Genomic DNA, 23,426 nt, shown 5'->3' on the forward strand with positions numbered 1-23,426 from the left:
TTTGAATCGAAGCCCCAGTAAACGGCGGCCGTAACTATAACGGTCCTAAGGTAGCGAAATTCCTTGTCGGGTAAGTTCCGACCTGCACGAATGGCGTAACGACTTCCCCACTGTCTCCAACATCGACTCAGCGAAATTGAATTCTCCGTGAAGATGCGGAGTAGGCGCGGTCAGACGGAAAGACCCCGTGCACCTTTACTATAGCTTCGCAGTGGTATCCGAGAATGGATGTGTAGGATAGGTGGGAGACTTTGAAGCCGTGGCGCCAGCTGCGGTGGAGTTACCCTTGAAATACCACCCTTCTGTTGTTTGATATCTAACCGAGACCCGTGAAACCGGGTTCGGGACCCTGCGTGGTGGGTAGTTTGACTGGGGCGGTCGCCTCCTAAAGAGTAACGGAGGCGCGCGATGGTGGGCTCAAGCTGGTCGGAAATCAGCTTTTGAGTGCAATGGCATAAGCCTGCCTGACTGCGAGACTGACAAGTCGAGCAGAGACGAAAGTCGGTCATAGTGATCCGGTGATCCCGTGTGGAAGGGTCATCGCTCAACGGATAAAAGGTACGCCGGGGATAACAGGCTGATACTCCCCAAGAGTTCACATCGACGGGAGTGTTTGGCACCTCGATGTCGGCTCATCACATCCTGGGGCTGGAGCAGGTCCCAAGGGTTTGGCTGTTCGCCAATTAAAGTGGTACGTGAGCTGGGTTTAGAACGTCGTGAGACAGTTCGGTCCCTATCTGCCGTGTCAGGACGAGACTTGAGAGGAGCTGCCCCTAGTACGAGAGGACCGGGGTGGACGTACCTCTGGTGTACCGGTTGTTCCGCCAGGAGCATCGCCGGGTAGCTAAGTACGGAAGGGATAACCGCTGAAAGCATCTAAGCGGGAAGCCCACCTTGATACTAGGTCTCGCATGAGAGCCGTGGAAGACCACCACGTTGATAGGCTGGATGTGGAAGCGTGGCAACACGTGAAGCTGACCAGTACTAATTGCTCGATTGGCTTGATTGTAGGCCGTTTGCAGGACCCTTCGGGGTCCTACCCTTCGGGGTAAAACGAACGGCAATAAACCGCCGCGTACAGTGGCAAGGTTCATCGACACAAATTGTTTCGATTACTCAGGTTTTCGGTTTTAACCGCACCCCACGGGTGCGTTCGTCAGGATTATTGCACCAGCCCCGGCACACCATGCGTTTGGACGACCTGGTGGCTATAGCGGGGGGGCCACACCCGATCCCATTCCGAACTCGGCCGTGAAGACCCCTAGCGCCGATGGTACTGTGTCTTAAGGCACGGGAGAGTAGGTCGTTGCCAGGTCTTCCAAACGCATGATCGCCGGCAAGCAATGCAACCTAGTTCACGATGGTTCCTTCACGCATGTTGGGAACGAGTAAGATATTGCGTGGAAACGCGAGGCGTTATCGACGCGGGGTGGAGCAGTCCGGTAGCTCGTCAGGCTCATAACCTGAAGGTCGCAGGTTCAAATCCTGCCCCCGCAACCAACGATCGACCCCGGCTTTGCCGGGGTTTTTTGGTTCTGGTGTTCTTGCCGCTACGACACTTCCCTTCACCCTGACACTTAGTGAACGATTGTATCTACACTCACGCTTTCGCTGCGTCCTGGTGGAAGCGCGTTGTCGTCGTCTATTTCGTGGACGTACCTGGTTCGGTTTCCTTCGGCAGGGCAGGAATGCGCGCCCAGCCTTCGCCGACAACGGAGAATGGCCCCCAGAAAAGCGGGTGGGCGTAATAGTCTTTCTGTGCGTCGGTGATAATGATCTGCTTGGCCCGACGTGCCGCCTCGGCACGCCCCATTTCGGGGGTCCGTGCAAGACTGGCCAGCATTTCGCGCGTGTACAGACTGGCAACGTCTGACACGACACTCCAATGGGAGACCAGGAGTGTGCGTGCACCGGCGTGAAAGAATGCGCGCGCCAGTCCGGACAGGGCGGATGCACCGGGTGTTCCGTCCGGTGCAGCGGTGTTGCAGGCCGACAGAATCACCCAATCGGCGTCGAGCTGAAGCTGGGTAATCTCGCTTGAGGTCAACAGGCCATCGTCGTCATCGCTGGCCGTGTCGGGCGGTGTCAGGACCAATGCCGGCTCGACCGACCCGTCGAGCTCGCCTGCGGTCAAGCCGTGGGTGGCAAAGGCAACGACACGAAACTCGCTGAGATCCCCGCGTTGGCGAACAGCACGCTCGGTGGCGTGCTCGCGCAACATCAGGGCAGTATTGTCGGCGCCGAGGCTCCGGGCAATCGCGGCAAGCTCCTGTGCCGTTTCCGGCAAGGAAGGAAGTTTGCGCAGGGCGTCGACATTGCCGCGCCCGTCCCGGAACAGCGCGAACGGCAGCGCACCGGCGGAACGCTGTACGGAGATGATCCATTCGCCGGCGGCGTCACGGGAAGGCGTCGGCCAAGGCTGGTCATTGCGCTGCGCGGGGTGTTCGCCAAGAATTGGATCGCCGATGCCGAGGAATGGTTGCGGTGCGCCGGACACTCCGGCAGTTTCACGCAAAACCGCGAAAGCCGAAATCGTCGGTGCGACCGAAATGGCATAGTCCAATCCCAGCCAGCGGGCCTTTCGGTATTTCTCGAAGGGCCGATCGTAAGCCACCGCCGGATCGGGAAGCTGCGAGACCAGAATTTCAAAGGGCAAGCCCGTGAGCGGTCCATCCGGCACCACGATGATATGCTTGGTCCTGGTGTCGAACAGCAGTCCCTGAGCGGGCTCGACCAGAAGTTTGTAGAGATCGTGTGCCAATTCCAAATCGTATGGCTTGACGTCGCCAACCCGTGAAATTCCTGTTGGGTCAAGGCTTCGCCGGAGGCGTCGTATCCTGTCCTCTAGCTCTGCGCGCCCGGCAGGGATATAGCGCGCGCCGATGCCACCACCATTGAACGCCCATACCAGCGAGTTTTGCTCGCCGACGACGTAAAACAGAATAACTTCGCTCGGATAGCGGTGAATGGAGGCAGCGATCCGTTCCCAGTCGATAATGGTCGGCGTGACGAGTTCCGAAAATGACGGAAACTCTTTGCCAAGTCGCGTGTCTATCGACGACAGTTCGCGATCAAGAATCTCCAGGCGGGTGGCGAGCGCGGTGCTCCTCTGCGAGGTTGCGGGCGCACCTTGCCGTCCGGCAAGCTGGGTCAGCTGATGTTCGGCTTGTATGCGTTCCTCCAAGGCGTTTTCGCGGCGGCGGATGAGTTGCGCAAGGTCTCCGCTGCCTGCGGCAACCCGCGCAGCCATCTGGCTAACCGCGGCACCGGTTTCTCCGAAACGCGCGAGTTGTGCGAGGTGGAACGCCACAACGTTTGTTGGCCATTGCGGCTGACGCTGATCGGCCTGCACATTCGCCATCAGGTCGATGGCGCGTCGGGTGATGACACGCATTTGCCGCAACCGGACTTCATGCCAGTCCCGGCGTCCCAGGGCCATTCGCGTCGCCTCTTCGCGTATCCGCTCTGCGATGTCCTGGAAAAGGTCCGGAAATCCCTCGAAGGGCGCGCCTCGTTCGACGATCAGTGCCGCTTGGTCGACGTTTACCCGAAGACGGTCGACCCGACTCTCGCCGTTTGAGAGGCGCATGAAGTGGGCGTCGGCTTGCGAGAGCGCATCGTTCGCAGTCTCGAGAGAACCGGCATGGAGTGCGGCAACGCCTCTCGCGTGCCAGAGTTGTGCGATGGACCTCCGGCTGACCTCGGCGCCATTGTCCACCTGGATCAGCGCGGCATCGGTTTCAGCAAGCGCGGCCTGGAAATTTCCCTGTTTGGTCAGGGCGATCGTGCGGTGGTATGCGAGTTGGGCGCGGGTATTGTCAGACACATGGAGGTCAATCGCTGCCGCCAGCTCGAAGTGGTTCTGCGGGTAGTCTGCGGCGAAGTCGAGCTGGCCCAACTCATGAAGTGTCTGCGTCAGAAGGACGGCGAACGTGTTTATGTCCGTGAGATCTCCCTCCAGACGCATTTTCGGAAGCAGATCTATACCTTTTCCCAGGAACAGCATCGCGTCGTGCCATTGCTCGAGATTCACGAACGCGCGCACGGTTACCATCGCATCGGACATCAAGCGATTGAAGTCGTTCGGAGTTGCCGACTGCCGGGTTTCGAATGCATTGATGGCAAGCCTTGCAGCGCGTCGGTACCGACCGAGTTCAAGAAAATTGATTGCGCGTTCCTGGCGTGCCCAGGCAAGGTGATAACCCTGCTCGACGGGATCTGCAAAGACGGTATTCACGGCGGCTTCAGCCCGCGAAAGATGGATATCCGATTCCCGATAACGCCGGGTAGCCCTGGCGAGGACACCGAGCATGATGTCGGTTGTCAGGATTTCTGTCCCGTCCGGTTCCGATTCATTGGCCAGCAAGCTGCGCACCATTGCCAAGACCTTGTACGCCCCGTCGAAGTCGAACGCCGCCACTAGCCGGTCGACGTCCGCATTCAGCGTTTCAACTGTCGGTGTTGGCTGCGCGGCAAGCGGCCCGACGGGATTCACGATCAGCAGGCAGATGAACACGGCTTTCAAGATGCCCGGGCCAAGCCGTGCGAGCGCGGATCGACGCAGTGTTCTTGCGTGCGAGATTGTCGTGACGGATCGCTTTGTCTTGTGCGTCGGCAATGGCTCTAACCACATGTGACAGTTCGTCATCAGCCTACACCCGGCAGGGAAACAAGTAGAAGCGGCTTGCGCGTGCGGCATTGTAGCTTCGGCTTTGGCAGCCAAGCTGCCAGCTTGAAAATATTGTGATTCCGAGATTTGCGACGGGCAGCATGAGTGTGTTTTCCTCGTTCTCAAACTTGTCCATGCCCGGGCCTGAACCGAAAACCAAATAAAGCATACATAAACCAATGTTTTTAATGGGATTTTGCACCTGCTCTCCAAACATCCGGAGAGTGAAAAACAGGCGAATAAAATGGGGATCAGGGGTGAGTTTCGCTTACGATTCCGGTATAAACGGCCGGTTCGAATGCCAGGCATTCGATCATCAAAACTTCGGTACTTGTGCTGCTGGACGGCCGGCGACGGCTTCGCCCCGACTGCATTGTTGACTGAAGGTGTGGAAAGAAGGGACCGGCCCGGGTGCATTGCACCATGATGCGTCGGGCCTCGCAGATCGGAAAGTAACGTGACGATGTCCAACGGAAATTCAGAATTGCGTGACCAGATCGGCCCGAAGGGCTCCGTTGCCGTGAAACCGGTGATTCACGCGGGCATGCGCAAGCGCGAGGGTTTGTATCACCCGGCGCATGAGCATGATGCGTGTGGCATTGGCATGATTTGCTCGATCCGCAACGAGCGCAGCCGAAAGATCGTCGAGGACGGTCTGAATATTCTGTGCAATCTCGAACATCGGGGCGCGGTTGGCGCGGACCCGAAGGCCGGAGACGGCGCCGGTATCCTTATCCAGCTGCCGCATGAGTTCTTCGCGGTGGAGGCCGAGCGTCTCGGTTTCGAACTGCCGCCACCGAACCATTATGGCGTGGCCCAATTGTTCATGCCGCGAGATCCCGCGCGGCAAGCCTTGATCGAGGCGGCGTATCAGATGGCCGCGGATCAAGAGGGGATGTCGGTTCTCGGCTGGCGCGATGTACCTGTTGATTCGTCCATTCTCGGCGAAACGGTCAAACCGACGGAGCCGTTGCACCGTCAGGTGTTCATCGGACGTGGCGCTGACATTGCCGATGACGATACGTTCGAGCGCAAGCTCTATGTCATGCGGAAAACGGCGTCGAGCCACATTCGAAGCAATCATCTCGAATGGGCGAACGAGTATTATCCTGCGTCCTGTTCGTCGCGCACGATCGTCTATAAGGGCCTCGTCCTCGCCGACGGCGTGGTGAAGTATTACAAGGATCTGCAGGACGAGCGCGTGATCTCCGCGCTGGCGCTGGTTCATCAGCGTTTCTCCACCAACACATTTCCGTCCTGGCCGCTGGCGCATCCTTACCGGATGATTTGTCACAACGGTGAAATCAACACCCTGCGCGGCAACAACAACTGGATGGCCGCGCGTCAGGCAACGATGTCTTCCCCGGTATTCGGCGACGACATGCAGAAGCTCTGGCCGATCTCCTATGAAGGACAGTCGGACTCGGCCTGTTTCGACAATGCCCTGGAGCTGCTCTATCAGGGAGGCTACTCCCTTCCGCACGCGATGATGATGATGATCCCTGAAGCGTGGGCCGGGAACCCGTTGATGGATGATTCGCTGCGCGCCTTCTACGAGTACAACGCGGCGCTGATGGAGCCGTGGGATGGCCCCGCGGCGATCGCGTTTACGGACGGCAAGGTGATCGGCGCCACGCTGGACCGAAACGGGTTGCGGCCGGCGCGTTATCTCGAGACGAAGGACGGGTTTGTGTTGCTCGCGTCGGAAATGGGCGTGCTCGACATCCCGGAAGAAAATATTGCGCGCAAGTGGCGCCTCCAGCCCGGCAAGATGCTGTTGATCGATCTCGAGAAGGGCAAGACCATCTCGGACGGGGATTTGAAGGCGGAACTCATCGCGAGCCACCCCTACAAGGAATGGCTGGCGAACACGCAGATCAGGGTTCGTGATCTGCCGGACGTCGGGCGTTCGCCGGCGGTCTCCCCAACACCGTTGCTTAATCGACAACAGGCGTTCGGCTATTCCGAAGAGGATCTCAAATTCCTCATGATGCCGATGGCCCATACCGGGCAGGAGGCTACCGGTGCCATGGGCACGGACACGCCGATATCGGCATTGTCGTCGAGGTCCAAGCCGCTCGCCTCCTATTTCAAGCAGCTCTTCGCCCAGGTCACGAACCCGCCGATCGATCCGATTCGCGAAGAGATTGTGATGTCGCTGGTATCGTTCATCGGACCGCGGCCCAACCTGCTCGATCTGGAAGGCACATCGACCCTGAAGCGGCTGGAAGTGCGCCAACCGATCATCTCGAACAGCGGGTTGGAGAAAATTCGTGCGATCGGGGACATCGCCGACAACCAGTTCATGACCCAGACCCTCGACATCACCTATGGCGTCGGGCGCGGTGCGGCGTATATGGAAGAGGCGATCGATAATATCTGCGCGCGTGCAGAGGAAAGTGTAGGCCAGGGTTACAACATCATTATCCTGTCAGACCGTCTCCTCGGCCCGGACCGCGTCGCGATCCCGTCACTCCTGGCCACGTCGGCGGTACATCACTACCTGATACGCAAGGGTCTGCGCACATCGGTCGGACTGGTCGTTGAGACGGGTGAGGCCCGCGAAGTGCAGCATTTCGCGACGCTGGCTGGCTTCGGCGCAGAAGCGATCAACCCCTGGCTTGCCTTTGAAACCCTCGAGGATCTTCGAGAGAAGTTCGACGAAGAACTCAACATTGAGCAGATCAACAGACGATTCACAAAGGCCATCGACAAGGGCCTGTTGAAGGTCATGTCCAAGATGGGCATTTCGACCTATCAGTCCTATTGCGGCGCACAGATTTTCGATGCGGTCGGCCTGAAGTCATCGTTCGTCGAAAAATACTTCACCGGAACCCACACGGCGGTCGAGGGTGTCGGGCTGGAGGAAATCGCTCGCGAGACGCTGGAGCGCCACGCGCACGCATTTGGGAACGACCCGGTCTACAAGGGAGCGCTCGACGTCGGTGGGGAGTATGCGTTTCGAATCCGGGGCGAGAAACATGCCTGGACGCCGGAGACTGTCGCGGATCTGCAGCACGCCGTGCGTGGCGAATTGCCGGACAAATACAGGTCCTATGCAGCCGCGATCAACGCGCAGGACGAACAGCTGATGACCCTGCGGGGGCTGTTCCGCCTGAGATCGGCCGAGGAATCCGGCCGGGCGCCCGTGCCGCTCGATGATGTCGAGCCGGCGGCCGATATCGTGAAACGTTTTGCAACCGGTGCGATGTCGTTCGGCTCGATCAGCCGCGAGGCACACACGAATCTGGCGATCGCCATGAATCGGATCGGCGGCAAGTCGAACACCGGCGAGGGCGGCGAGGAAGTGGACCGTTTCACGCCCATGGACAACGGTGATTCCATGCGCTCCGCGATCAAGCAGGTCGCGTCTGGCCGGTTCGGGGTAACGACGGAATATCTCGTCAACTCCGACATGATTCAAATCAAGATGGCCCAGGGCGCGAAGCCCGGGGAGGGGGGACAGCTGCCAGGCCACAAGGTCGATGCGGTCATCGCCAAGGTGCGTCACTCCACGGCCGGCGTCGGTCTCATTTCGCCGCCGCCACATCATGACATCTATTCGATCGAGGATTTGGCGCAGCTGATCTTCGATCTGAAGAACACCAACTCCAGCGCTGACATCAGCGTCAAGCTGGTCTCGGAGGTCGGGGTTGGGACGGTCGCTGCGGGCGTTTCGAAGGCGCGAGCGGACCATGTCACGATTTCGGGCTTCGAGGGTGGAACCGGCGCCTCGCCGCTGACGTCGATCAAGCATGCGGGCTCGCCGTGGGAGATCGGCCTGGCCGAGACCCAGCAGACCCTCGTGATGAATGATTTGCGGGGCCGCATTTCCGTGCAGGTCGATGGCGGTCTGCGGACCGGCCGCGACGTTGTCGTGGGTGCGCTTCTCGGGGCGGACGAGTTCGGATTTGCCACCGCGCCGTTGATCGCATCGGGCTGCATCATGATGCGCAAATGCCATCTGAACACCTGCCCGGTCGGGATCGCGACCCAGGACCCCGAACTCCGCAAGAAATTCACCGGGAAACCCGAGCATGTGGTGAATTTCTTCTTCTATGTTGCCGAGGAAGTCCGCGAACTCATGGCCGCGATGGGCTTCCGGACGTTCAACGAGATGATCGGCCAGACGGATATGCTCGATACGGACACCGCGGTCGAACATTGGAAGGCCAAGGGGCTGGATTTCGGTAAGCTTTTCTTCAAGCCGGTCGAGGCGGACCTTGTCGATATCCATCGCACGCGCGACCAGGACCATCCGATCAAGGACATTCTGGACCGCAAGTTCATCGACGTTGCCAGGCCGGCAATCGATGAAGGGACACCCGTCCAGGCGGCGTTCCCGATCCGGAACACGGATCGCACGGCGGGGACGATGTTGTCGGGTGAGATTGCCAGAAAATACGGTCATGCCGGGCTGCCGGAAGACACGATCTGGCTTAAGTTGAAGGGTGTGGCAGGCCAGAGCTTCGGCGCATGGGTTGCACATGGCGTGACTCTCGATCTCGAGGGTGAGGCCAACGACTATGTCGGCAAGGGCCTCTCGGGCGGCAAGCTCATCGTGCGTCCAGCACCGGAAAGCGGCATCGATCCCGATGAGAGCATGATCGTCGGTAACACCGTCCTCTATGGTGCGGTGACCGGTGAGTGCTATTTCCGCGGCATTGCCGGCGAGCGATTTGCGGTGCGCAATTCCGGTGCGATCGCCGTGGTCGAAGGCACCGGCGATCACGGCTGCGAGTATATGACAGGCGGTATCGTGGTCGTGCTGGGTGAGACCGGTCGTAATTTTGCGGCGGGCATGTCGGGTGGAATTGCGTATGTGCTCGACGAAGCCGGCGATTTCGAGGGGCGCTGCAATCTGGCGATGGTCGATCTCGAACCTGTCGAGGGTGAGGCCGAAGAGATGGAGAAACTGCATCTCTCGGACAATGAATCCCATGGACTGGTGGATGTCGGGTCCGATATGACCCGGTTTGACGCAGAGCGATTACGGCAATTGATCCAGAACCATGCGCACTACACGGCGTCCACGCGTGCGCAGCATATTCTCGACAATTGGGACGAGTATTTGCCGAAATTCGTGAAAATTATGCCGGTGGAGTATCGCCGCGCCCTGCAGGAAATGCAGGTCGAGCAGACCGGCGAAATGAACATCGGCATGCGGAGAGGCTAATGGGCAAGGTAACGGGTTTCATCGAGATCGAGCGGCACGACCGCACCTACAAGCCGGCGGCCGACCGTATTCGGAATTACGAGGAGTTCGTGATTCCGCTGGAGGAGCGTGACCTGGAACGCCAGGCGGCGCGCTGCATGGATTGCGGCATACCGTTCTGCCATAGCGGCTGCCCGGTCAATAACCAGATCCCGGACTGGAACGACCTCGTCTACAACGCGGATTGGGAAGAGGCGTCGCGCAACCTGCATTCGACGAACAATTTTCCCGAATTCACAGGCCGTATCTGCCCGGCGCCTTGTGAAGCCGCCTGCACCCTGAATATCGACGACAATCCTGTCACCATCAAAACCATCGAATGCGCGATTGTCGACAAGGCGTGGGAGGAGGGCTGGATCAAGCCCCAGCCCGCGGATGTGAAAACCGGCAAGAAAGTTGCCGTCGTCGGCGCGGGACCGGCTGGCATGGCTGCCGCCCAGCAACTGGCGCGCGCCGGGCACGACGTTCATCTTTTCGAGAAGAACGAGGCGATCGGCGGTTTGCTGCGCTTCGGCATTCCCGATTTCAAGATGGAAAAGCATCTGATCGACCGTCGTGGCGAACAGATGGTCGCCGAGGGCGTGACATTACATTGTGGTGTCCATGTGGGCGTTGACATTGCCGCCGCGGAACTCGACGCGCAGCATGACGCCGTCCTGCTCTGTGGTGGTTCGGAAGCACCGCGCGACCTGCCCGTCGAGGGACGCGACCTGGACGGTGTCCATTTCGCCATGGATTTCCTTCCCCAGCAAAATCGCCGGGTCGCGGGCAGCAACCAGGATGGCGATGTCGAGCCGATCCTGGCCTCCCAGAAGAATGTCGTCGTCATTGGCGGTGGCGATACCGGTTCCGACTGCATCGGCACGTCGCTTCGACAAGGTGCCCTTTCGGTGGTCCAGCTTGAAATCATGCCGGAACCGCCCGAGAAAGAAGACAAAGGTCTGACCTGGCCCCATTGGCCGCTCAAGATGCGCACATCGTCGAGCCAGGCCGAAGGCGCCGAGCGCGATTTTTCCGTCACCACCAATAGTATCGGCGGTGAGAACGGGCATGTGACGCACATCAACTGCCAGCGCGTGGATGAGAAATTCCAGCCCATCCAGGGCACGGAGTTCGAACTCAAGGCCGACCTCGTGCTGTTGGCGATGGGCTTCCTGCACCCCGTCGCCGAAGGCATGCTTCGCGAGCTCGACGTCGAACTCGATGAGCGCGGCAACGTGAAGGCCGACACCAACGCCTACCGGACGTCCCGGGACAAGATTTTTACCGCCGGCGATATGCGGCGCGGCCAGTCTCTTGTCGTATGGGCCATCCGCGAAGGACGCCAGGCCGCGCGAGCAGTGGACGAGTTCCTGATGGGCAGCACGGTGTTGCCGCGTTAGTCGGGATTGCACGAAACAGGAGCCGGCACCATGTTCGAAAGTTCGCAAATGTTGCCGCTTTTCGCGGTTCCCGTCTGGGCGCAGGTCCTCGAGGCCGACGTTGCCGGTCCGCTGAATGCGCATCTGCTTGGGCAACTCGATTCGTTGAAGCCCGAGACGGCCAATGACACGGATGGTTGGCAGACCCGCAACGACCTGCACACGCTGGACCCTTTCGGGCAGATGGTGGAGGTCATCGGAGAGTCGAGCAAACGGGTGCTCGAAATGCTCAAGGTCGCGCCCGCGCCATTTGAGATCACCGGCTGCTGGATGAATATCAAGCCGCGTGGCATTGGCCACCCGCTGCACAGTCACCAGAATAATTATCTGAGCGGTGTTTATTATGTGAAGGCCCCGGAAGGCGCCGACCAGATCAGCTTTCACGACACACGGATGGAGCGACGGGTCATTATCCCGCGGTTCACCGAAGAGACACCCCTGACGGCGCGCACCATGCATATCCCGGTGAAGACCGGCATTCTGATCATGTTCCCGTCATGGCTGCAGCACTCGGTTGTGGCAAACCCGACGGAAGAGATGCGCGTCAGTCTCTCGTTCAACATCATGTTTTCCAACTTCACGACCACCCAGGCGAAACCAAACTGGAACTGGGCCGATGTGGAGATGGGTGGGGCTGTCTAGCCTCGGCGTACCGGATGGCGTCACACGCCAGCCAATCTCTCGTGCGTTGTGTTGACGTGGCCAAAAGAAATATGGGGTCAGGCCTTCTATTTCGCCGTGCCTGATCCCAGATGACATCGTTACACCGGCCTGTGACCGGCCTGTGACCGGCGAGGGAAAACGAATGATTGACGTGAATGACGTGAAAGCGAAATTTGGAATTGCGGCTTTGTGAATTGACGGACCGGTCTGAGGAAATAGATCACGAGTTGAGCGAGACGGCCGATGACGATTGGTCCGAGAATGCCTACGAATCGGAGAATGACGAAGTTCTCGAAGAAGTCGGTGACCTGGCTCTCGACGAGATCCGAAAGATCAAACTCGCATTGTCGAAAATCGGAGCCGGCACATTTGGTGATTGCGTGACCTGTGGTGACTCCATCGCTGAAAAGCGACTTGAAGCCCTGCCATACGCAACCCAATGCATTAACTGTGCCTCGGGCGTTGGCGCGGGATGAACGGCAGCTTCAAGGTTAAAGTTCTCAGTTTCTCGAATATTCTGGAAATCGAAGATGCGCGGGCACCCCGTGATTTTGCGGCGCTTCTCGAGGCCATGGAGTATGGCGATACGTCGGGGTTGAGCGATGATGAACTGCGCGAAATGTGTGTTGCATCACTCCAGGACCTGCCGCCTGTTGATGCCGCTTGCCTCGTGCTCAAGCATGACATGGGTGATGTTCTCAGGGACGGGCAGATACGCAATCTTGCCGGTGAAATGATCGACGAAAAGCTTTGGGAGGAGTATGCGGATTCCGCGCTTCACGAGCGCATGTTCAATGCCGGCAGCCTGCTGTACGCAGCGTTTCCACAAACGTTTCCCGAGCCGGATGCGGTGCGCGTCAAGATTGAAGTCACGGCGAGCAACAGCCCCGCCAGAGCGCTGTTAACCGCTTCGCCTGACGAATCGTTTCTGGTCCGCCTGCTGGCCGATGGAATGGACAGGCATGCGATCCTGCATCGATTGTACGACGATGAGCTTAAGGGACATTCTTTCCCGGAAGCGGAAGAGGTGATCTGGATTGTCCGGACGGAGACGGCAGGCGATGGCGTCCTGCACATAGAGGTAATCAGTTCGGGATACTGGCTGGATGCCCTTGATGAAACGGAAGCATACGAGTCACAGGCGTATGCAGATGAATCTCCTTCCGATCACGGATGACCTATAGTCGGCGGGAGCCGTGACAACCCGACGGCTCTTGGTCTGGTCCAAGCATCGAGGTCCGCGTGAGAAACCCCAAGAACGAAGTATCCTTCTGGTCGGCCGTGGCCATGGGCATTGGCGCCATGGTCGGGGCGGGCATCTTCGCGCTGCTGGGCCAGGCTGGCGCCATTGCGGCGAGTGCGGTCTACATCTCGTTTATGATCGCGGGCGGGATCGCGCTGCTCAGCGGCTATTCCATGGGGCGTCTCGGTGCGCGCTACCCGGCGGCGGGCGGCATTGTTGAGTACCTCGTTCAGGGATTCGGGTCCGGGCGATTCTCGGGTGCCATGAGCCTGATGCTGTATATCGCCGCGCTCGTGTCCATATCGCTCGTCGCGCGGACATTCGGATCCTACGCGTTCGCACTTCTCCCGAGCGGCATGTCGCACTATCTCGTGGAAGTTTTCTCCGGCGCAGTCGTCGTGCTGTTCATGGTGATCAACCTCGCCGGTGCGCGTTCGATGACCCGTATTGAAAACATCATCGTGGTCGCCAAGCTATCGGTGCTGGTCATATTCGCCGTCGTTGGGATGACTTTCATCTCGCCGGAAAGGCTGGCACCGTCTGCATATCCGCCGGTTACGAACATCCTGTCGACCGTCGCCATTACCTTCTTCGCCTATGAGGGCTTCCGCTATATCACCAACGCGGCGGAGGATATGCGCGACCCGGTTCGCACATTGCCGCGTGCGATCATCACCTCGATCATCCTCGTCATGGTCGTGTATGTCGGCATTGCCGTCGTCGTCTTTGGCAATCTCCCGCCGGAAAAAGTCATCGCCGCCAAGGATTTCGCCCTGGCCGAGGCCGCGCGGCCGGTATTTGGACAGATCGGGTTCACCGTGATTTCGATCACCGCCCTGTTCGCCACGGCTTCGGCGATCAATGCGGGTCTCTACGCGATCGCGAATGTATCCTACCAGCTTGCAAAGGAAGGTGAGCTGCCGGCCGTCTTTGCCCGGCGCGTGGCCAACAACCGCGAGGGACTTGTCATCAGCGCCCTGATCATTGCGGCGCTGGCTATTTTTCTCGATTTGTCGGCAATCGCGATCATCGGCGCATTGTCGATGCTGATGATTCACACGACCGTCCATATCGGCCATCTGCGCATTCTTGACGAAACCGGCGCATCGAAAACGCTGGTGCTGCTCGCCATCGCATCAAACGGGCTGGCGATCGCGCTGGGTGCTTATCACCTGGCAACGACGTCGCCCTATCTTTTGCTGGGAGTCGCCGGAATTCTGCTGATTTCCTTCGTCAGCGAAGCCGTCCTGCATCGGGTCTCCGGGCGCAGCGTGAAGGCGACATCAAAGGATCAGTGATGGAATCCCGAGGCTTCTTCGTGGGTCAACGGGGTGTGGACCGGATGGTCCGAAAAATAGTCGAGTGATGCCTGGATATCCTTGAGCAGCAGTGTAGCCAGATCACGGCTCACACCATGACGCACAAGAATTCGCTGAATTGCCTGGTCCTCGCAGTTTGCCGGCAGGGTGTAGGCGGGTACCTGCCAGCCGCGGGTGCTGAGACGGTCGGCGAGGTCGTAAAGGCTGAAACCCGGATCGACGCCGTCTTTCATCTTCCAGCATAGCGCCGGGATGCCCTTGTTCATGTCCCCGTCATATATGATTTCGAACGGCCCGAGTCTGGCGATTTCGCCAGCGAGAAACTGGGCGGTATCGTAGCAGGCGGAATGAATTTTCCGGTATCCCTCGCGGCCCAGGCGCAGGAAATTGTAATACTGGCAGACAACGGATCCGCCGGGACGCGAGAAGTTGATGGCGATATCGCGCATGTTGCCGCCGAGGTAGTTCACCCAGAAGATCATGTCTTCCGGCAAGTCGGCCTCTTCACGCCATGCGACCCAGCCCACACCCAGGGGGGCAAGGCCGAACTTATGCCCCGACGCGTTGATGGATTTGACGCGCGGGAGACGAAAGTCCCAGACAAGGTCCGGTGCGCAAAAGGGCGCGAGGAACGCACCGCTGGCGCCATCGACATGGATCGGGATGTCCAGGCCGGTTTCCTTCTGCAGGCCGTCCAGAGCAGCCGCGACGGCCTCGACGGGTTCATACACGCCGTTGAACGTAACGCCGAGGGTCGGGACGACGCCGATCGTGTTCTCGTCGCAGCGCGCGAGGACCTCTTCGGGGGTCATCAGCAACCGCCCGTCTTCCATCGGAATCTCGCGATGTTCGATATCCCAGTAGCGGGTGAACTTGTGCCAACAGACCTGAACGGGCCCGGTGATCAGATTCGGTTTGTCGATGGGCTTGCCGGCGGCCTTCCGGCTTGCCTCCCACCGCCGTTTCATCGCCATGCCGCCCAGCATTGCGGCTTCGCTCGACCCCACGGTCGAGCAGCCGACAGAATTGGCCCCGGACGGCGAATGCCAGAGATCGCCGAGCATGTGGACACAGCGCGCTTCGATCTCGGCCGTCTGCGGATATTCGTCCTTGTCGACAATGTTCTTGTTGATGCACTCGTCCATCAACTGGTGAAGTTCGGGCTCTTCCCAGGTCTGGCAGAAGGTGGCGAGGTTCTGGCGCGAGTTCCCGTCGAGCATCAACTCGTCATGCACAACGGAATAGGCGTGCCGGGGTTCCTGCTCATTCTCGGGAAACTGATACTTTGGCACGCTCACCGAAAGATCTACGGACGCATAGATCTGATCTTCGATCTTGTGCCGGATCGAGGCCTTGTCATGCAGTGCCATCGTTCGTTCTTCCTCTCCAGAATCATGTGGTCGCCGGTTATGCGTTACCGGCTACCCGTGGCCGGAGACCGGAAGCTGCCCCGGCAGGCAGATATGGTCGCGTGAAACCGACGCGATGTCCGTCACGCCCATCACCGCCATGGTGCGGCGAATCTCCGCGTCGAGGATATCCAGCGCACGGCTTGCACCGGCTTCCCCTGCGGCACCCGCACCGTAGAGCGTGGCCCGGCCGATCGCGATCGCGTCGGCGCCGAGTGCGAGTCCCTTCAAGACGTCGCTACCGCGCCGTATGCCGCTGTCCGCGATGATGGTCGTGCGGCCGCCAACCGCCTCGGCGACGGCCGGAAGGGCATCCCAGGGCGTGATGGCGGTGTCGTTTGTATTGCCGGCGTGGTTCGAGACAAAGATACCGTCGGCGCCGATTTCGACCGCGTCGACGGCATCGTCCGGGTGCAGGACGCCCTTGATCAGGAGCTTGTGGGGCCAGGCATCCCGCAACCGGCGTACATAGTCCCAGCCCATTGTGTCGTTGCGATTCAGGAAGGAGCCGGAACTCGCCGACACATAGCCGGTCGCCTCGGCCTTGTCTTCCTTGGGGATGTGGATGTTGGAGAAGGCGGGCAGACGGCCTTCATTCAGAAAATAGCGGCCCGCCGTGCCGACCAACCAACGGGGGTGACGCAAACTGTCGATCGTGGTTTTCATGGTGATGCGCGGCGGAAACACCAGCCCGTTGCGCACGTCAATCTCACGGTTGTTGTAGACGGGCGAGTCAACGGTCACAACGAGTGCCTCGAAGCCGGCGTCGAGCGCACGCTGGACCGTTACGAAGGCGGCCTCGGGGTTGCGCCAGACATAGAGCTGGAACCATTGGGTGCCGCCGCCGTTCTCGATCACCTGCTCCATGGGCGTGTTGGACGTGCTGGCCAGCGTGAACGGGATGTTATACTTGGCCGCCGCCCGCGCGAGCGCAGTCTCGCCGCGATACCAGACGAAGCCCGCCGGTCCGGTTGGGCCGATCAGGAGCGGCAGGTCCTGCTTCTTGCCCAACAGGGTGATGCCCGGGTCGCGCCCGGACACATCACGCGGCGCACGCGGCATGATCTTGATCCGGTCGAGTGCCGCGCGGTTGTCGCGCATGGCGATCTGGTCTTCGCTGCCTTTATCGCAGAAGTCGAATAGCGCCTTGGTGAGACGGCGTTTCGCCATCTGCCGCAGGTCGTCGATATTAAGTGCTTGTTTGGACAGGTTACCCACTTGAGTTCTCCGAATTGCTGCGCTGCCTTTGGTTCGTGTGCATAAGATGCATGCCACGCGGCCCTGCGCAAGCCGGGAGACGAGCCTAACGGGCGGCAGGTCTTGGCGAGATCACTTTCGGCATTGCAATCTGGACATGCCACGCATGATTTGAACGTCGTCAGCCGGTAGAGGATACTCGCGTCTGGGCTGCTACTATCAGCAACCCGGTCGGTCGTTGGCCGTTGTGCAAGGTACCGCGCGGCGTTCGAACGGAACGTCCGCCAAAGTTCACCCCGTTCGAAATGCGAGCCACGCCATGACCAATGTGTTCGACTACATCATTGTTGGAGCGGGCTCTGCCGGTTGTGTCCTCGCCAACCGCCTGTCGGCGCGTTCCGCGAACAAGGTTTTGCTGCTCGAAGCCGGTCCCGACACGGTGCCGGGTGCCGAACCCGCCGATATCATCGATACGTTTCCTGGCTCCTACTACAACCGCGACTATGCATGGCCCGATCTTCGCGGCTATGAGCGCGACAAATCCAGTGCGCCGGAAGTACCATTTCGTCAGGGTCGAATAATGGGCGGCAGCGGTTCCCTGATGGCGATGGTGGCTCTACGCGGAACCCCGGATGACTATGACGAATGGGAATCGCTCGGGGCCGCGGGCTGGAACTGGCAGGATGTGCTCCCCTTCTTTCGCAAGCTCGAAACCGATGTCGATTTCCAGGATGACCGGCACGGCACGGAGGGGCCGGTGCCGATTCGACGTTGGCCCGAAGAGGAATGGCCGCCGTTGCTGAAGGCGCTTGCCGCGCACAGCCATGATCGGCAGATCGCCGCCGTCGCAGACTTCAACGGCGATTTTCGGGATGGGTTCGGACCGCTGCCCTTGAGCAAATTCGAGGACAAACGGGGATCGAGCGCAATTTGCTATCTCGATCCGACTGTCCGTGCGCGGCCCAATCTGACCATCCTCGCGAACGCGATGGTCCGGGATCTCGTATTCGATGGCAAGCGCGTGACCGGTGTCGATGCCGAGATCGATGGTGACATCCAGCGTATGTCGGGGCGCGAGATCATCGTATCTGCCGGGACGCTGCAATCACCGGTGATCCTGTTGCGCGCCGGTATCGGCCCCGCGGCGGATATCGCGGCGGCCGGCGTTTCGGTTGTCGCGGACCGCCCGGGAGTAGGCCGAAATCTACACAACCACCAGATCTTGATGATGCTGGCCTATCTCAAGAATGAAGCGGTGCCACCGCCCCGGAAGCGTCAGCACACGATCGCGGGACGGCGTTTCTCGTCGGGTGTGGCGGACTGTCCTTCGGGCGATATGTATATGTATTTCGTCGGCCGAACGAGTTGGAACACACTCGGGCGCCGGGTCAGCGCATTAAACCCGGCCCTCTTCAAGCCGTTTTCGCGCGGGAGCGTGTCTCTGAACAAGGCCAACCCGGCCGGTCCGGCGGACATAGAGTTCGATTTCGATTCCGATGTGCGCGACAGTCTGCGCCTGGAACAGGCCGTTCTCACAGTGGCGGAAATGCTGTTGGCGCCCGGGGTTTCCCAACTGTGGCAAGAGGCAGCGGCGGTCGGAAATTCGCGCCAATTACGTGCACTCAATGATGTCAGTTGGCGCAGCAGCCTGAAGTCCCGTGCGATTTCGACCGTGTTTGACCTTGTGCCGGCGGCCGTCCGGCCGGCGGTGCGGAGTTTGTCAAATTCCGGTGTGGGCATCGCCCAGCTGATTCACGATCAGGCAGCGGTACGGGAGTTTGCGCGCACCTGCGTCGGCGGCATGGCGCATCATGTGGGCACCTGCCGGATGGGATCATCGGATGACTCTCTCGCCGTCACCGATCGTGCCGGTCTGGTCCACGATGTTGCCGGATTGCGGGTGGTGGATGCCTCGCTGATGCCCGCGATCCCGCGCGCAAACACCAATATTCCGACCATCATGGTCGCAGAGAAGATATCCGCAGCCATTCTGGAAGGGACCTGACCGGCATTCCTTGCCGGTGCTCCCCGTCTGGGGCAAACTTTGTCTGATGGATATGAGGGAGGGAAGTATGAGCAAAGAATCAGAAGGTATCGTTGTCATGTCGCAGGACGAGATGCGCTCCCGCATCGCGTTATTTGCCGAGCAAACGGGCAACGACCAGTTGATGGTTACGCAGGGAATCCCCGGATTTAAGCGGGACATTTATTCGATCGTCGGTCGCGGGGTATCGGAAGACGCCGGAACCCAGCCGGGAATCGTGGACTCCAAAGGGTTCAATGTCGCCTATGTTGGCGCCGAGCCCGATAACGGATCGGCGATGCACACCCATGAGGAAATCGAAGTCTTCATTCCGATATCAGGTCAGTGGGCGGTCTACTGGAATGAGGGCGATGACATGGAAGAAGTGGTGCTGGGGCCGATGGATTGCATCTCGGTACCGGGCCGTGTCATGCGCAGCTTCAGGAATGTCGGCGACACTTATGGTTACCTGCTTGTGATCATCGAAGGCACCGACAATGTCGCGGTGACCCGGCCGCAGGATGTCATCGACCAGGCCGCAGCGTCGGGATTCACGCTCGATGCGGATGGCAAGATGATCAACGCCGCCGAGTAGGCAGGAACAGGGAACGAACGATGCCGACAATAGCCATTCGTGGTGTCAATCTCCGTTACGAGATCGTCGGTGATGACGGACCGGTCGTGACCCTGATCACCGGCGGCCGGCGCGGTTATGACGAATTCCTGCCGATGGCGCAGAAATTGTCGGTCGAAGGTTTCCGTGTCCTGCTCCACGACCGCCGCAATACCGGGGCATCGGATATACGGATGAGCGCGGATGAGGTGGAGGAGGCCGTTTGGGCAGATGATCTTCACGCGTTGCTGACGGAGCTGGACGAAGTACCGGCCTTCATTGGTGGCTCTTCCTCCGGCGCGCGCACGGCGTTGTTCTTCGCCCTTCGCCATCCCGATGCGGTGCGCGGATTGTTGCTCTTGCGTGTGACTGGTGGCACATTTGCGGCCGGGCGCCTGCCGGAAAACTATTACGACCAGTTCATTCGGGCGGCCCAGGCGGGCGGCATGGCGGCCGTTTGCGCCACCCCGGAATATGGTGAACGGATTGCGGCGAATGCCCAGAACCGTCAACGGCTGATGGACATGTCGGCCGAGGCGTTCATCGATATTCAGACCCGGCTGCGGGACCTGTTCATGGCGGGCGCGGAGCTGCCGGTGTTCGGCGTCAGCGAAGCGGAACTCGGGTCTCTCGGTATGCCCACGGTGATCGTTCCGGGGAATGACCGGGTGCATGATTCAAGCGTCGGTCGCAAAGTCCACGCCATGATCCCGGGCAGCGAGTTGCATATGTTGCCCATTGAGGATTCGGACGAGCCGGTCGTTGCATTCGCCGAGTGGCGCGATCTCGAGCCGGAGATCGTGGGCGTGTTCGCCGATTTCATGCGCCGGCACGGGGCGTCGGGCGCCACCGCCTGACGGACCGGAATACAGGCCCGCGACTTAGGCCTTTGCGGCAGCCGGCGAAGTTTGTTCGACCAAAGAGACGACGTTCCTGGGCTTCCCGAAGCGCGTGGCATTCAACGCCATCGCCAGACGTTCGCCGAAAACCTGCTTGCGGAACGGCTTGCGCAGATAGATTGCGTGGCGGCAGTGCGCGAGCAGTTTTTTGCAATGATCCTCGGGGTATCCCGACATCATGAGAACGCCAATGGCCGGGTTGTGCTGGATTGCGAGCTCCACCACGTTCGGCCCGGTCAGCGGACCGGGAAGGACCACGTCCGAGACGATCCCGTCGAAATCGAACTTTCGATCATGCAGAATCTGGATCGCGTTCTCTCCGGTATCGGCCCGCAGCACGCTGTAGCCAAGCTGGAGAAGGAAGTTCTCGCAGATGTCACCGACGACGGTCTCGTCCTCGATGAGCAGGATGGATTTGCCTGCTCCGTAGACCTGGACATCCGATGTGGCGGTCGTCGCCGGTCGACCAGCAATCGGTTCGGTCGCCAGGGGCAGATATATGTTTGCGGTCGTTCCGACGTCGGGTTCGCTGATGACTTCGATGTCGCCATCCGATTGACGCACGAAGCCATGCACCATGCTCAGCCCCAACCCGCTGCCGTCACGCGTACGCTTGGTCGTGAAGAAGGGTTCGAATACCCGTGCGAGGTCATCGGGTTCGATGCCGGTTCCGTTGTCGCTGACCGACAAGCGCACGTATCGCCCCGGGGAGAGCTCGAGGGCATCGTTCGACCGGGGGCCGCCAATTTCGACGCATTCCGTGCGGACCTCGATCTTGCCGCCGTGCGGCAGGGCGGCGCGTGCGTTGATCACCAGATTGAGGAGCGCATTCTCGAGCTGGTTCTGGTCGATCTTGACGATATTCGGTGCGGTTTCGCCCGTGTATTCGATCTCGACGGTCTCGCCGATGCTGCTGATGAGCAGGGGCCGCATATCCGCCAACAGGAGATCGAGATCGGTGACCTGGGGACGGAGCTCCTGATTGCGTGTGAACGCGACCAAACGTGATGTCAGCTCGGCGCCCTTTTCTGCCGCATCGATGGCATTGCGCGCCAGCGGCCGCAGACGACTGGCGTCCTCGAGTTGTTCCTCAACAAGTTCCAGATGCCCCAGGATGATGGCGAGCAGATTGTTGAAGTCATGGGCGATGCCGCCGGTGAGCTTGCCCATCGCCTGCATCTTCTGGCCCTGCACCAGCTGCTGTTCGGTGGTTTTCTCCTGCGTCACATCAATCGCGCCACCGTCCCAGACAATGCGTTCGCCCTGGCGCCGCACGGTCCCAAACATGCGTGCCCATGCAATCTGACCGCCTGGTGTCTTGACGCGAACGTCCTGATATCGGGATTCCGGCGTTTCGATTTCGCCATCGACGAGGCGCTGCCACAGCTCCCGGTCTTCCGGAACAATGGCGTTGATGAACAAGGTGGGATCAGTCGTGACCAGGTGACGTTCGAAACCGAAAACGCGGGGCGTGCCGACATTGAAAACAGGGAAGGTGACGCGGTCGGGTTCGGCCACCCGGCGGAATATGATGCCCGGCAGATGTTCCGCGATGCGTCCCAGGAGTTCGCGCCGCTCTTCCTCGGCATGGAATCTCTGTGCGGTCTGGCTGGCTTGAATTTCGACCGCCATGTCGTTGAAATTCTGTCCCAGGGCGCGGAGTTCGCGGGGAATAATCATCGTGTCGGTGGGCACACGCCAGTCTAGTTTCCCGTGCGCGATTTGCGATGTGCCCCGGATAACGGCGTTGATGGGCCGCAGCATGAGGCCGGCCAGGAACCAGCCCAGGATCGCCGCGGTCGCGACGCCCAATGCGATGATCGCGTAGGCGGCGTCCACGAAGCGGTCGGCACGGGCCTGAAGCTCGGCGAAGGGCTGCGGGACCATGATGCCCCAGCCGGTTTCAGGTAGAAACGTGAAGCCGGCGATCATGTCGGCTTTGACGGCCGGGGAGTGGAACTGCGTGACACCCGTTTCACCCCGCAACATGCGCGCGACGGGGTCAATTGCGGACAAATTCCGGAGGCTGTCCACCCAGGCCGATTTCGGATGGGCGAGGACTTGGCCCGTTGCGTCGATGATCGCCGCATGCCCGCCGTCGCCGAATGCAACGGATTGCTGAATCTTGCGGATGAAGCTGGTGGAAAGCACCCCGATCGCGATGTCGCCATTTGGCAATGCCCGGGCGAGATAGATTGTCGGGCGTCCGCGGGTATCCAGCTGCACCGGGAAAAATCGCAACGTATCGGCCGGCGCACCGGCGAGCAGTTCGCGGCGTACGTCGCGCGCGATATCAACGCGTTCGTTGCCGCCGACTTTCCATAAAAACTTCGCCTTTCCGTCCGGGGCGTAGATTTCGAAGGAACGGAACTTCAACCGGAGCGCGACTTGCCGCAGGTAGTGGGAGGTCTGATCAAAGCGCACGGCCTGGGCGAACAGATCAAACCCGATTTCGACATCGTCGATATAGCGTTCGATGGATTCCCTGGCGTTGGTTGCCAGAAGTAGATGCTTTTCCTCGACGGCTTCGATTTCATGCTGGAGAGCGGTTCGCTCGACCCATCCGCTCAGGAATGCCGTCGGGACGAGGGCGATCATTGTGAAGGCAAGAGCCAGGACGACCCGCATCGTCAGCATGCGCGAAAGCAACTTTCTCACCCGGCCGGGCTGATTCTCGGAGGTTTCTTCGACGGCCTCGGGAGTAAATATTGTCATCTCGTTTTCGGGCCTTATCGCCTGGTGAAGGGTCTGGTCG

The 23,426-nt window shown here is 60.0% G+C and carries 13 protein-coding genes, 1 tRNA gene and 2 rRNA genes; 12 read left to right on the plus strand and 4 right to left on the minus strand.

From position 1 onward, the window contains the following. From ABJ363_17855 to ABJ363_17865, 3 genes are all read left to right on the plus strand, one after another. Positions 1-1,009, plus strand: a 23S ribosomal RNA gene (locus ABJ363_17855); the annotation flags it as partial. A 191-nt stretch (positions 1,010-1,200) separates the two neighbouring features. Then, positions 1,201-1,315: ribosomal RNA gene (gene rrf, locus ABJ363_17860) — 5S ribosomal RNA — on the plus strand. A gap of 108 nt (positions 1,316-1,423) precedes the next feature. Then, positions 1,424-1,500, plus strand: a tRNA-Met gene (locus tag ABJ363_17865). A gap of 142 nt (positions 1,501-1,642) precedes the next feature. Here the strand turns inward: ABJ363_17865 and ABJ363_17870 are convergent. After that, entirely contained in the window at positions 1,643-4,516 is a 2,874-nt protein-coding gene (locus ABJ363_17870) for a CHAT domain-containing protein (GenBank protein ID MEP4380854.1), read from the minus strand. 697 nt (positions 4,517-5,213) lie between these two features. On the opposite strand from ABJ363_17870, the gene gltB reads away from it, so the two are divergent. From gltB to ABJ363_17900, 6 genes are all read left to right on the plus strand, one after another. Further along, positions 5,214-9,845 (plus strand): glutamate synthase large subunit, encoded by a 4,632-nt coding sequence (gene gltB / locus ABJ363_17875; protein MEP4380855.1) that lies wholly within the window; start codon positions 5,214-5,216, stop codon positions 9,843-9,845. Continuing rightward, positions 9,845-11,266 (plus strand): glutamate synthase subunit beta, encoded by a 1,422-nt coding sequence (locus ABJ363_17880; protein MEP4380856.1) that lies wholly within the window; start codon positions 9,845-9,847, stop codon positions 11,264-11,266. Before gltB ends, ABJ363_17880 begins: the two co-directional genes overlap by 1 nt. A 30-nt stretch (positions 11,267-11,296) precedes the next feature. Continuing rightward, positions 11,297-11,947, plus strand: a complete 651-nt coding sequence (locus ABJ363_17885; protein ID MEP4380857.1) for a 2OG-Fe(II) oxygenase family protein — start codon at positions 11,297-11,299, stop codon at positions 11,945-11,947. Positions 11,948-12,147: 200 nt separating this feature from the next. Further along, positions 12,148-12,444 (plus strand): TraR/DksA family transcriptional regulator, encoded by a 297-nt coding sequence (locus ABJ363_17890; GenBank protein MEP4380858.1) that lies wholly within the window; start codon positions 12,148-12,150, stop codon positions 12,442-12,444. Continuing rightward, positions 12,441-13,145, plus strand: coding sequence for a hypothetical protein (locus ABJ363_17895; protein MEP4380859.1), 705 nt, complete (start codon positions 12,441-12,443; stop codon positions 13,143-13,145). Before ABJ363_17890 ends, ABJ363_17895 begins: the two co-directional genes overlap by 4 nt. Before the next feature lie 65 nt (positions 13,146-13,210). Then, the gene (locus tag ABJ363_17900; protein MEP4380860.1) at positions 13,211-14,509 is read left to right on the plus strand and encodes an APC family permease; all 1,299 of its coding nucleotides are present in this window, start codon (positions 13,211-13,213) and stop codon (positions 14,507-14,509) included. Here ABJ363_17900 and ABJ363_17905 read toward each other — a convergent pair. Further along, complete coding sequence (locus ABJ363_17905; GenBank protein ID MEP4380861.1) at positions 14,503-15,900, minus strand: glutamate decarboxylase; 1,398 nt, start codon at positions 15,898-15,900, stop codon at positions 14,503-14,505. The two genes, ABJ363_17900 and ABJ363_17905, sit on opposite strands and share 7 nt — an antisense overlap. A gap of 51 nt (positions 15,901-15,951) precedes the next feature. Beyond that, positions 15,952-17,109, minus strand: a complete 1,158-nt coding sequence (locus ABJ363_17910; protein ID MEP4380862.1) for an alpha-hydroxy acid oxidase — start codon at positions 17,107-17,109, stop codon at positions 15,952-15,954. A 346-nt stretch (positions 17,110-17,455) separates the two neighbouring features. Between ABJ363_17910 and ABJ363_17915 the strand changes: the two genes are divergently transcribed. From ABJ363_17915 to ABJ363_17925, 3 genes are all read left to right on the plus strand, one after another. After that, positions 17,456-19,141: a GMC family oxidoreductase N-terminal domain-containing protein gene (locus ABJ363_17915; protein ID MEP4380863.1), complete on the plus strand. Its 1,686-nt coding sequence runs from the start codon at positions 17,456-17,458 to the stop codon at positions 19,139-19,141. 67 nt (positions 19,142-19,208) lie between these two features. After that, positions 19,209-19,754, plus strand: coding sequence for a cupin domain-containing protein (locus tag ABJ363_17920; protein MEP4380864.1), 546 nt, complete (start codon positions 19,209-19,211; stop codon positions 19,752-19,754). A gap of 20 nt (positions 19,755-19,774) precedes the next feature. Continuing rightward, complete coding sequence (locus ABJ363_17925; protein MEP4380865.1) at positions 19,775-20,629, plus strand: alpha/beta hydrolase; 855 nt, start codon at positions 19,775-19,777, stop codon at positions 20,627-20,629. A 24-nt stretch (positions 20,630-20,653) separates the two neighbouring features. On the opposite strand, the gene ABJ363_17930 is transcribed toward ABJ363_17925, so the two are convergent. Next, on the minus strand, positions 20,654-23,386 hold the full coding sequence (locus tag ABJ363_17930) for an ATP-binding protein (GenBank protein MEP4380866.1): 2,733 nt from the start codon (positions 23,384-23,386) through the stop codon (positions 20,654-20,656). Between the last annotated feature and the right edge of the window lie 40 nt (positions 23,387-23,426).

This window comes from Alphaproteobacteria bacterium (assembly GCA_039980135.1).
Lineage (GTDB): Bacteria > Pseudomonadota > Alphaproteobacteria > UBA6615 > UBA6615 > UBA8079.